This window comes from Thalassotalea sp. PP2-459 (genome assembly GCF_001913705.1).
Lineage (GTDB): Bacteria > Pseudomonadota > Gammaproteobacteria > Enterobacterales > Alteromonadaceae > Thalassotalea_C > Thalassotalea_C hakodatensis.
In genome coordinates, this window is the sequence record NZ_MKQD01000045.1 from 14,535 (window position 1) to 26,139 (window position 11,605).

The 11,605-nt window shown below is 38.5% G+C and carries 10 protein-coding genes; 1 reads left to right on the top strand and 9 read right to left on the bottom strand.

All coding sequences use genetic code 11. The features are described 5' to 3' along the window. Positions 1-63 precede the first annotated feature (63 nt). Genes BI291_RS11035 through relA form a run of 4 tightly spaced genes read right to left on the bottom strand, consistent with a single transcriptional unit; the run spans position 64 to position 5,085 of the window. On the bottom strand, positions 64-1,272 hold the full coding sequence (locus tag BI291_RS11035; RefSeq protein ID WP_074498823.1) for an iron-containing alcohol dehydrogenase: 1,209 nt from the start codon (positions 1,270-1,272) through the stop codon (positions 64-66). Continuing rightward, positions 1,269-2,072, bottom strand: coding sequence for an enoyl-CoA hydratase-related protein (locus tag BI291_RS11040; RefSeq protein ID WP_074498824.1), 804 nt, complete (start codon positions 2,070-2,072; stop codon positions 1,269-1,271). The genes BI291_RS11035 and BI291_RS11040 overlap by 4 nt, the downstream gene beginning before the upstream one ends. Before the next feature lie 2 nt (positions 2,073-2,074). After that, the gene (gene mazG / locus BI291_RS11045) at positions 2,075-2,887 is read right to left on the bottom strand and encodes a nucleoside triphosphate pyrophosphohydrolase (protein WP_074498825.1); all 813 of its coding nucleotides are present in this window, start codon (positions 2,885-2,887) and stop codon (positions 2,075-2,077) included. A 2-nt stretch (positions 2,888-2,889) separates the two neighbouring features. Continuing rightward, complete coding sequence (relA, locus tag BI291_RS11050; RefSeq protein WP_074498826.1) at positions 2,890-5,085, bottom strand: GTP diphosphokinase; 2,196 nt, start codon at positions 5,083-5,085, stop codon at positions 2,890-2,892. Between the two features lie 236 nt (positions 5,086-5,321). Here relA and barA point away from each other — a divergent pair, with 236 nt between their 5' ends. Then, on the top strand, positions 5,322-8,189 hold the full coding sequence (gene barA / locus BI291_RS11055) for a two-component sensor histidine kinase BarA (RefSeq protein ID WP_074498827.1): 2,868 nt from the start codon (positions 5,322-5,324) through the stop codon (positions 8,187-8,189). Positions 8,190-8,201: 12 nt separating this feature from the next. Here the strand turns inward: barA and BI291_RS11060 are convergent, their stop codons facing one another. From BI291_RS11060 to era, 5 genes are all read right to left on the bottom strand, one after another. Beyond that, on the bottom strand, positions 8,202-8,450 hold the full coding sequence (locus BI291_RS11060) for a hypothetical protein (RefSeq protein WP_074498828.1): 249 nt from the start codon (positions 8,448-8,450) through the stop codon (positions 8,202-8,204). A 430-nt stretch (positions 8,451-8,880) separates the two neighbouring features. After that, on the bottom strand, positions 8,881-9,261 hold the full coding sequence (gene acpS / locus BI291_RS11070) for a holo-ACP synthase (RefSeq protein WP_074498829.1): 381 nt from the start codon (positions 9,259-9,261) through the stop codon (positions 8,881-8,883). Between the two features lie 4 nt (positions 9,262-9,265). Beyond that, positions 9,266-9,997, bottom strand: a complete 732-nt coding sequence (pdxJ, locus tag BI291_RS11075) for a pyridoxine 5'-phosphate synthase (protein ID WP_074498830.1) — start codon at positions 9,995-9,997, stop codon at positions 9,266-9,268. Positions 9,998-9,999: 2 nt separating this feature from the next. After that, positions 10,000-10,686, bottom strand: a complete 687-nt coding sequence (gene recO, locus BI291_RS11080) for a DNA repair protein RecO (RefSeq protein WP_074498831.1) — start codon at positions 10,684-10,686, stop codon at positions 10,000-10,002. Positions 10,687-10,698: 12 nt separating this feature from the next. Then, positions 10,699-11,604 (bottom strand): GTPase Era, encoded by a 906-nt coding sequence (gene era, locus BI291_RS11085; RefSeq protein ID WP_074498832.1) that lies wholly within the window; start codon positions 11,602-11,604, stop codon positions 10,699-10,701. Between the last annotated feature and the right edge of the window lies 1 nt (position 11,605).

Consider the following 11,605-nt stretch of genomic DNA (forward strand, 5'->3'; position numbering starts at 1 on the left):
CAAAGAAGCGCCATATTTGGCGCTTTTTCTTTTTTATAGTCCTAAATAAGTGTGCTCACTTATTTATACGGGGTGGCTATTACAAAGCTTATGCAATATAGCTTGGCACTCCATTACACTCATTAATTTTGGCACCGGGTAATCGCAATAAGCTTCTTTTATTGCTCGGTTTGCTAATAAGGGAATGTCTTTTGTCTGTAGCTGTTCAAAGTAAATAGGAATATTTAAATGCCTAATAAGTGAATTTACTCGCGTTAAAAAGGCTTGTACTTGAAGCTTTTTGTCTTCGCTTTTATCACAAAACCCTAAACTAACCGCAAGTTCAGCATATTTTTCAACAGACTTGTGCTTTGAAAATTCAAGTACATGCGACAACAAGACTGCATTCGCCCTGCCATGGGGAATGTGGTACACCACTCCTAGCTGATGTGCAATAGCATGTACATAACCAATAGAAGCCCGCGTAAAAGCGGCCCCCGCATAATAACTGGCTAGCAGCATTTCATGTCGTGCCTTTTCATTACTCCCATCATCATAAGCAAGTGGTAAAGAAGTAAAAATACCTTTCATTGCCTGTAAACTATATTGTTTAGTTAACCTCGTAGCATGCTTACTTAGATATGATTCAATGGCATGCGTAAGTGCATCGATACCTGTTTCCGCGGTAATTTGTTTGGGTAAGCCAATCGTCAGAACAGGATCCAATAGCGCAACGGCAGGCACCAAGCATGGATCAATTACAGTAAATTTTTGCTGTTTAGTAACATCCGTTATCACCGCAACCAGTGTTGTTTCTGAGCCCGTTCCTGCCGTAGTTGGAATAGCAATAAAATAAGGTAACTTTTTACGAACTCGAAATAAACCGCTAAGAGCTGCAATAGATTTATTCTTAACAACGCTTGCCGCAACACCTTTTGCACAGTCGATGACAGAGCCACCACCAAAGGCAATAATGGCGTCACATTGATGCTCGATAAAACATTTTTTCCCCAGCTCTACTAACTCAATGGTCGGATCTGGCGTGATCTGGTCAAAAAGATGATAATTGATACCTTTATCTTCTAACAGGGTCAACAATGGTTTGATCAACCCTAACTGCATTAAACCATTGTCGGTGGCAATAAAAACGCATGATTTCCCCTGTCGTTGTAATAATTCAGGAACATCATCTAAGTGATTTGACCCTGTCACTAAAGTTGGTAAAGGGATGCGTATCAGTTTATTCGCATATTTTCGAATATAGATAATAAAATGGTGTAACCAAGGGTTCACGATGACTTGGCCAATTTATTCATTAATCCTTTAACAGCCTCGATATGCTCAGGGTTGTTATGACAAATCCCTTGAAAGGCCGCGCATATACCTAAAAAGTCATCCAGTTCAGTTCTCTGCGCCATCTGCATTAATCGTTTACTCATACGAAGCGCATGGGTCGGTTTATCAGCCATTTCTTTTGCTAATTTTTGTGCTTCGTTTTGTAATGCATTATCAGGCACTACAGACAAAACAATACCCAGCTCTTTAGCTTCTTCGGCATTAATAACTTTCCCAGTAAAGGTTAAGTGTGCAGCTTGTTGATAGCCAATAAGTCGTTGCATAAACCAAGCTCCACCATCCCCTGGGATAATACCTAAATTAATAAAGGTTTCGCCAAATTTAGCTTTTTCACTGGCGATCCGAATATCACACATATTAGCGACATCAAATCCCGCACCTATTGCAGGACCATTAACGGCGGCTATCACTGGCACTTCACAACGATAAAGCGCCTTAGGAATACGTTGAATTCCTTGACGATATCGTTGTTCAAGTGTTTCAACATCGCCGGCAAAATCACCCGCGCGATCAGCCATATCTTTAATATTGCCTCCCGCAGAAAAGGCAGAACCTTCTCCTGTGAGAATCAATACCGCAATACTTGATTGACAGTTAACCCAATTGACCACTGCAACAATATCATCAGCTATAGCAGTACCTGTGAGTGCATTACGCACATCATGTCGGGCAAACATTAAGGTCGCAATGTTATCTGCTACCATTAATTGACAATCGACAAGTTCTGGTTGTTGCATGGCTATTCCTTATTTTGTACTTTTTCTTGAGCTTTTGCGTGTTGCCAATATTGCTCAAGCATCGCTAGATCATGCTCCGAAAATGATTTATTAGCATCACTCACTTGCTTTTCTACATGCTGAAATCGTCGAGTGAACTTAGCGTTTGCTTGTCGAAGTAACGCTTCGGGATCTTGCTTAGCATGTCGGCACACATTCACCACAGCAAACAGTAAGTCGCCAAGCTCCTCAGCAAGCCCTGCTTTGTTAACCGCAAGTTCATCTTTGACTTCTTGAATTTCTTCTTCAACTTTTTCAATTACTTGGTTTATATCTGACCAATCGAAACCCACATGCGAACAACGCTTCTGAATTTTAGCTGCTTGAGACAAAGCAGGTAATGCGTTTGGAATATCAGCAAGAATGCTCAAATTATTTGACTTGTTTTTTTCAGCTCGTTCTTTGGCTTTTTCTTGTTCCCAGTTTCGTTTAATTTCATCATCTGATGTTAGGTCAGAATCTGAAAAGACATGAGGATGGCGCCTTATCAATTTCTCACATACTGCTGCGAGCACTGAATCAAAATCAAATCGTTTTTCTTCTTCACCAAGTTGTGCGTAAAAAACCACTTGAAACAATAAATCGCCAAGCTCTTTTTCAAGCTCCGTATAATCATGTTGTGCTATGGCATCTGCTACTTCATAAGCTTCTTCAATGGTATGAGGTACGACAGAAGCGTAAGTTTGTTTGATATCCCACGGGCAGCCTGTATCTGGGTCACGCAACTCTGCCATGATCCAACGTAACTTTTCAATCGACGGTTTTTCATTAAGCATGATTATTTTCTTTTAACCTCTATTACATCATCTAGTTGCGAGAATTTTGCGATAAGCTTTTGTAACCTTTCTTGATGAGAAACTTCTAATTGTATTGTCATCGTAGTGGTATGTTCGTTTCTATCAGATTTTGATTCAAAACCAATAATTAATAATCGTTCATTTGCCACAATGGTTGAAATATCTCTAAGTAAACCTTGTCTATCATAAGCCGTAACTAATAAAGAAACCTGATAAGATGTTGAGCCCTGCTCTCCCCATTGAACTTCTACTTCACGTTCAGGGTGCTGTGTTAATAAATGACTAAATTGCTCGCAATCGCTTCTATGTATAGAAATACCTCGACCTTGAGTGATAAACCCTACGATGTCATCACCAGGAACTGGTTGGCAACATTTTGCCATATGAGTCAATAAGTTACCAACGCCTGATACCGTAATACCATTCTTATCAGTGTTAAGTTGTTGTTGAGTAGGGCTATGCTTTACCAGCGATTGTGGATCAATTTCAGATACAGGCTTATGTTTTTCTTCTTGAGCGACGATAAAATTAACCACTTGCTGTAGTCTAGCATTTCCTGAGCCTATTGAAGCGTAAAGATCTTCATTATTATTTACATTAAACCGTTGACAAACTGCTGATAAATCAGCTTTTTCACAATTAAATTTTATTAATTCAACTTCAAGTTGCTCTTTACCTAAGCTGATATGTTTATCTCTATCTTGCAGCTTAAAAAAATGTTGCACTTTTGCACGAGCTCTAGGCGTATGTAGATAATTAAGCGAAGGGTTTAACCAGTCTCTGCTCGGATTTGGGGTTTTACTGGTGAGTATTTCTACTTGGTCGCCAGTATGTAACTGATGGGTAAAGGGCACAATCCTGCCAAATACCTTAGCACCAATACAACAATGCCCAACGTTTGAATGAATATAGTAAGCAAAATCTAACGGGGTAGCGCCTGTAGGTAAATCAATAACATCGCCATTAGGTGTAAACACATAAATTCTATCTTCAAACACTTGGCTACGTAATTCGTCAAGAAGTTCGCCGCTTTCGGTAACATCTTCTTGCCATTGTAAAATTTTTCTTAACCAACTAACCTTTTCGTCAAAGCCTGTAGATTTACCTGACGCCGTACCTTCTTTATAACGCCAATGCGCAGCAACGCCAAGTTCGGCGTCATCATGCATTTGTTTGGTACGTATCTGAATTTCGACCGTTTTGCCTTCTGGGCCATAAACAACAGTGTGAATAGATTGGTAACCATTGGTTTTTGGTGTGGCGACATAGTCATCAAATTCGTTAGGTAAATGTTTCCAGTTTGTATGTACGATACCAAGAGCGCCATAACAATCTTGCAGCTTGTCCACAACAACCCTTACAGCTCTTACATCGAAAAGTTGATCAAAGTCTAACGACTTTTTCTGCATTTTCTTCCAAATACTATAAATGTGTTTAGGTCTCCCATAGACTTCGCCCACAATGCCAGTTTCCGCTATTTTATGAGTTAAGCTTGCAACAAAATCCATCATGTATTGCTCGCGATCTAAACGTTTTTCATCAAGTAATTTAGCAATTTTCATGTAGGTATTAGGATGCAAATAACGGAAAGAAATATCTTCCAGCTCCCACTTTAATTGTCCAATACCTAAGCGATTTGCTAACGGTGCATAAATATTGGCAGTTTCTTTAGCAGCAAGTACTCGGTTTTCTTCATCAGCATTTTTAACCAAACGTAAATGCACTAAACGTTCGGCAAGTTTAATAACAACTGCTCGTACATCTTCAACCATGGCAAGTAGCATGCGGCGAATATTATCCACTTGATTAACAGAGACATTACTCGATTGCGTTTGCTGCAACGTTTTAATAGCATCCATTTGAGACACCCCTTTGCAAAGTAGGTAAATGTCTTTGCTATACGTTTCTTGCACTGTTGATAATGTAATCAATTGATATTCGATTAACGGGATAATAATAGCGGCACAAAGTGAGTCTTTATCTAAATTAAGACTTGCTAAAATTTCAACCATTTCAAGCGCTTTAGTTTCACATTCATTATGCTGTGAAAATAACGTAAAGTGCTGTTGCCACAATAACGCTAGCGCATTTTTTTTCTCAAATGATAACGACAATGTATCTAACCATTGCGTAAAGCTCGTGAGCGTCATTTGATGTGATTTACGTACCGAAACCATGTTACTTCCATACCTTTAGGTGTTTTATCATGTACATAAGAGCTAAGGACAATTGATTTAGCTAATGAAATTGTTTGTTGACTATGCCATGATACAAAAAATCACACGGAATGTGTGAAAGATTACAGACAAATTATTAGGGTGTGTTGATCAGAATCTTTTGAATGTGAATAAATATCATACAACAAAATATAACACCCCCTACCTTAGCTAATCGATTAAACCGTGAATAACTTATGCAGAAATTAAGTCTAAAAGACTGGGTTATCTTACTCACCATCGTGCCAACAACCTTAATAGGGCTGTTTATTGCAAGTTATTTTTCGTATTCTAGTTACACAAACCTCAATGAATATTTAGAAAATCGTTCACGCAGCATTATTGAGCCTATTGCAATATCGGCAACTAAAAGCTTACAGGAGAAAGAACGCAGTAGTCTAAGAGAATTAGTAAACTTTGCCCATCGTAGCCAGTCATCATTGGTAAAAAGCATTACAATTTTCACTAAAGATAACCAAGTCTTTGTGACTAGTGCTTATCATGGTGATACTGAACTAATGCGCATTTCAGTTGGTGAACAAATTCCCTTAAATACACAATTTATTCATTACGATGATCATCTCATTTTACGTACCCCGATTATCGATGAGAAAAGTAATACACAAGTAATTGCTAACAATAACTTACAACAAGTTACTGTGGGTTACGTTGCCATGCAAATAGATAAGAACAGTGTTCAATTTGCACAACAAAATCAATTTTTAATTGCTTTTTCTATTGCTTTGGTCGGGGCATTTCTTAGTGCTCTTTTATCCATCACGTTAATTAAAAATGTAACACGCCCTATTACTTCTATGGTGCAAGCAGTTGATAGAATAAGAGAAGGTAAATTAGAAAGCCGAGTTACCGGTCAGTTAATTGGCGAATTAAATTTCCTTAAAAATGGTGTTAATGCCATGGCGCAATCACTTGGTGATTATCAAGATGAAATGCAACGAAGCATTGACCAAGCCACGCTTGATTTGCGAGAAAGTTTAGAGCAATTTGAAATTCAAAACGTTGAATTAGACATAGCTAAACGAAAAGCACAAGAAGCCAATAAAGTTAAATCAGAATTTTTGGCAAATATGAGCCATGAATTAAGAACACCATTAAATGGTGTTATCGGCTTCACCCGCCAAGTATTAAAAACACCACTGTCAGATACACAACGTGATTATTTACAAACGATAGAACGTTCAGCAGCCAATTTATTAGCCATTATTAATGACATTTTAGATTTTTCTAAGCTAGATGCCGGTAAAATGGTCATTGAAAAAATTCCTTTTTCAATGCGTGAAACTGTTGAAGAATCTACGATATTATTAGCGCCTAGCGCACACAGTAAAAATATTGAGCTGTCGTTACGTGTTGTGCCTAACGTACCTGACTCGTTAATTGGCGATGCTATGCGCATTAAACAAGTACTGATAAACCTAGCTAATAATGCAATAAAATTCACAGACAAAGGCTCTGTGAATATTGATATTGACTGTGAACGCCAAAGCGAGAATATTGCACAACTTAAAATCACTGTACACGATACAGGCATTGGTATTAATACCGCGCAACAAGCTTCAATTTTTGAGGCTTTTGGCCAAGGCGATCAAAGCGTTACGAGACTATATGGCGGCACCGGGTTAGGTCTCGTGATTTCACAACGTTTAGTGAAAGAAATGAACGGTGATATTGGTTTTATCAGTAATGAGAAAAATGGGTCAACCTTTTGGTTTACCTTTCAATGTGAAATCAACCCGATTCCAGACGATGCACTATTAAGTCCACCAGCATTAAGCAACAAACGTATTTTATACCTAGAGTCACACACGCACAGTAGAATTGCGAACAGTGAAATTCTAGAAAGTTGGCAGATGCATGTCACACCAGTTGAAAATTTAGAGCAAGTTACGGCAGCATTAACCAGTAAGAAACAATTCGATTATGCGCTTATTGGTCATGAAGTGACGCCAACAGCAATTAATGAACTAAAGCAACTCATCGTTTCTTTAAAAGTGCATATCCCTTCAATTCATCTTGCAATCAATAGTAACTCGCCTAACTTACAAGAAGCATTACTCGTATTAGGTGCAAAAAGTTGCTTAAGTAAACCATTAACTCCCGAAAAGCTATGTAAGTCTCTTGTGCCACAACACTTTGATTTTGCCAACTCCTTAACAGAAGTGCTCGAACATAAAGTACCTATAAAAGTATTAGCCGTAGACGATAACGACGCCAACTTAAAGTTAATCAATGCGTTATTGATGGAGCAAGTCAGCGAAGTACTAACTGCTGTTAATGGTCAAGAAGCGGTAGATATTTGTAAAAATGAAAAATTCGCACTGATATTTATGGATATTCAAATGCCGATAATGGATGGTATCAGTGCGCTTAACCATATAAAAACAAACTCACTAAATGAACAAACACCAATTATCGCGGTTACAGCCCATGCATTAAGTAGTGAAAAAGACAAATTACTAAAAGAGGGGTTTGACTCATACATGACCAAACCTATTGATGAAACTATGTTACGGCACACTATCTATGAGTATTGTGATTTAGATTTACTCGGTACCCAAGCATCACGAGCGAAAATACTCAATGCTGATTTTTCTGCCACCGAACAAGAAGAATATCAAACTGATAAGCTTTTAGAAAATACAGGCGACAACGGTACATTATCTATTGCTACATCATCAGTAATCAATTGGCCACTAGCGTTAAAACGTGCAGGACGAAAACAAAAGCTTGCACAAGATATGTTAACAGGGTTAATTGAAAGCCTACCTGAGGTGAAGCAAGACGTTACCGAGTCACTCGCTTCACAGGATCTAGAACGATTAAAAATATTAATCCATAAGCTAAATGGAGCTTGTTGTTATTCGGGGGTACCTGATCTTGGAAAAATGGTTCACCAGATTGAAACAGAGCTAAAAAGAGGGGCTGGAATAGACGAATTAGAACCAGAATTTTATGAATTTTTTGAACACGTAGATAGAATAATAGCTTACTCTACTCAAGCTTTAGCAGAAATAGAAACTATCTCCAATCAACAAGAGGACTGATTGATAGATTATTTAGTCACGTAATTGAATATCTGGAGACGTATTGATATCACCTTCTTCGTTAACGACTGCCAACCCACCATTGCAGGTTAAGACGGCAAGACTATGACCATTTTCATTACGAATAAAAGCAAGCTCATAACCGAACTTTCCAAGGCTACTAGCAGAAAATTTTTGCGCTAATGATAACTTAGTCCACCACACTGACTTTTCAGGGGGTTCTCGTCGCCTGTCTACCATGGGTTGTTTTAGTGACTGCATAACACACCTACTGAGCAAATTTTAAACACAACTATTAACAAGTATAGACTAAAAAAGAGCTGCTTGGCCACTTTATCTACGTGATCATTTAAACATAAACGGTAATACCAATTCGCATAAATATTCGGTCATTCAGCGAGAATTAAACGCTTTAGAGGCACGGCGTTGATTGCAGAGAATGGTTATTAAGGAGAACGTGCTCCTGCGTTCTCTAATAAGCTACATCCTTGTAGCGTCCTTTTCAAAATCAACAACACAGACTATGAAGCGTTTAAACTCGCCCTTTGGGAGCGTGTTAGAGACGCGATAATTGCGCAAAACGTGTTTGATGTAGAACAACTCTACCTGCACACGCTTCGCTTATTCTCCCACCTCTGACATCGCTCTGAATTGACTTAATCTTTATGCGAATTGGTATAACATGTTCATATCAACGCGATAAAACAACAAATGCTGTTGCATAATGGGTTTCATCAGATAAAGAAATATGCCAAGACTTAGCAGTCAATTCTTTTGCTTTCATTAATGCTATGTCTGTTAATTTTAAGCTAGGCTGTCCACTTGCTAACGTGATAATTTCCATCTGTTGAAAGGATACTCCTGCGGCAATCCCTGTACCTAATGCTTTGGCAGCAGCTTCTTTCCCTGCCCAACGTTTAGCTAAAAAAGGCAAAGGAAACTTAAGTGAATTATATTTATTCAACTCAGTTGGTGTTAATACTCTATGTGCAAGCTTTTCTAACACTTTGTCTGACATTGCAACAAGTCGATCAATCTCTACAATGTCAGTACCAATACCAATCACTGACATATAATTAAACTCTTGCTTCTAACATTAACCTTTTCATATCTCGTACTGCCTTATCTAGGCCATCTATCGCTGCTCGAGCAATGATCGCATGACCAATATTTAACTCAATAATTTCAGGGATTGCAGCAATGGGTTTTACGTTAAAATAAGTTAAACCGTGACCTGCATTCACTTTTAATCCACCTTGATGAGCGTATTGAATACCGTCAATTAACCGTTCAAGTTCAATCGCTTGCTCTGCTTCATTGCTAGCATCAGCATACTGACCAGTATGAATCTCAATATATGGCGCTTTACTGGCAATCGCAGCATCAATTTGCGCTTTATCTGCATCAATAAATAGACTGGTTTGGATCCCTTGATCAGCTAGTCGAGCAACAGCCCCTGTCATTTTATCTAATTGACCAGCAACATCTAAGCCGCCCTCAGTGGTTAGCTCTTCACGCTTTTCAGGCACTAAACAAACAAACGTAGGTTTAACTTCGCAAGCAATCGTTAACATTTCTTCTGTTACGGCCATTTCTAAATTCATTCGCGTATGAAGTGTTTGCTTCATTAGTCTTACATCGCGATCGAGGATATGACGGCGGTCTTCGCGCAAGTGAATGGTAATACCGTCCGCTCCCGCATGTTCAGCAACAGAGGCTGCATGCACAGGATCAGGATAATTTGTGCCACGTGCTTGTCGTAACGTCGCAATATGGTCCACATTCACGCCAAGTAAAATATCTTTCATTTTCAATCTCTTTTAATAAATAGTTTTCTACTGTTCAGTGGTTTACCATCAAGTAAATGATGGAATACTTCTCGCATTAATCTTTTGTAAGTCTGCATCACTTGTTTGTCAGCTAATTCATTTTGTGCGATCGCTTGTAAATGCTCAACAGGATATCGTGGCAATTGTGTATTTAATTGTTCAACAACTAACCCTTGCTCTGGCACATAATGACAATTAGGTGTTGAACACGCAAATGCTAATGAAAAGTCTATACTATAACCGAGTTCATCTAATAGATGTCGTTCAAAATTGCGTAATACTGGCTCTATAGGTTGCTGTTCAGCCAACTGCGTTAATGATTGCTGATATTGCTGAAAAATGTTGGGCATTGGCAATAACTCATCAAGCAATTTATTTTGCAATTCATTTAGATAAAACCCACTAAATAAGTAATTTCCGGTCAAATTCCAAGATTTAGCTGTGGCTTCTAACAACGTGATAGTTTTAAGATTTCGTTGGCCTTTAAAAGCCACTTTTAATGGGATGAAAGGCTGTAACAATGCTTTTTTACTCGATTTTACAGAATTTCCCGAATAGGTAATTGCTGATACTTTCCCGTGTTGCTCTGTGATAAATTCAGCGATTATTTGATGCTCTTTGTAAGGCCTAGCATGCAACAAAAAAGCATTTTGTTCTAACTCTTGCATGCGGTTGTACCCTTAACCCGAGTAATCATCACCATAACCTAAACTACGTAGAGCACGCTCATCATCAGCCCATCCTGACTTTACTTTTACCCATGACTCAAGAAATATTTGACGTTCAAATAACGCTTCCATGTCAATGCGCGCCTCTCTACCAATGGTTTTAAGGCGTTCACCCTTATTACCAATAACCATTCTCTTTTGACTGTTACGCTCTACTAAGATCAATGCATTAATATGTAGTACGCCTTTATCGTCCATTTTAAACTGCTCAATTTCAACCGTGGTTGAATATGGCAGTTCATCACCAGTAAAGCGCATTAATTTTTCACGAATAATTTCTGACGCCATAAAACGGCTTGAACGATCAGTGATATAATCTTCAGGAAACCAAAATTCGCCAGCCGGTAACGAAGATAAACACAATTGTTTAATTTTCTCTACGTTATCGCCTTTAGTTGCAGATATTGGCATGATCTCTTGAAACGTATGCAGCTGCCCTAACTTTTGCAAATGCGGTAATAACAATTCTTTGTCTTGAACATTATCCACTTTATTTATCACTAAAACACAAGGTACTTTGGCATTTTTTACTTTGTTTAATACCAGTTCATCGTCAGAGGTCCAATGCGTGCCTTCAACAAGAAAAAGTACTAATTCTACCTCAGCAATAGAACTGCTTGCTGCACGATTCATAAAGCGGTTTATTGCACGTTTTTCATCCGCATGCAAACCTGGTGTGTCCACTAAAACTGCTTGTTTATCTTCGTCAGTAAGAATACCTAAAATACGATGCCTTGTCGTTTGAGGTTTACGTGACGTAATACTTACCTTTTGCCCTAGTAATGCATTAAGTAAGGTAGATTTTCCTACATTTGGTCTACCAACAATAGCAACTAAGCCACAATGCTGTTCAGTCATC

What these genes read in the sequence shown, in the direction of transcription:
- recO (WP_074498831.1), bottom strand. Translation starts at nt 10,686, where the DNA reads ATGCAAGAGTTAGAACAAAATGCTTTTTTGTTGCATGCTAGGCCTTAC.
- barA (WP_074498827.1), top strand. Translation starts at nt 5,322, where the DNA reads ATGCAGAAATTAAGTCTAAAAGACTGGGTTATCTTACTCACCATCGTG.
- era (WP_074498832.1), bottom strand. Translation starts at nt 11,604, where the DNA reads ATGACTGAACAGCATTGTGGCTTAGTTGCTATTGTTGGTAGACCAAAT.
- mazG (WP_074498825.1), bottom strand. Translation starts at nt 2,887, where the DNA reads ATGCTTAATGAAAAACCGTCGATTGAAAAGTTACGTTGGATCATGGCA.
- relA (WP_074498826.1), bottom strand. Translation starts at nt 5,085, where the DNA reads ATGGTTTCGGTACGTAAATCACATCAAATGACGCTCACGAGCTTTACG.
- BI291_RS11040 (WP_074498824.1), bottom strand. Translation starts at nt 2,072, where the DNA reads ATGCAACAACCAGAACTTGTCGATTGTCAATTAATGGTAGCAGATAAC.
- acpS (WP_074498829.1), bottom strand. Translation starts at nt 9,261, where the DNA reads ATGTCAGTGATTGGTATTGGTACTGACATTGTAGAGATTGATCGACTT.
- BI291_RS11060 (WP_074498828.1), bottom strand. Translation starts at nt 8,450, where the DNA reads ATGCAGTCACTAAAACAACCCATGGTAGACAGGCGACGAGAACCCCCT.
- pdxJ (WP_074498830.1), bottom strand. Translation starts at nt 9,997, where the DNA reads ATGAAAGATATTTTACTTGGCGTGAATGTGGACCATATTGCGACGTTA.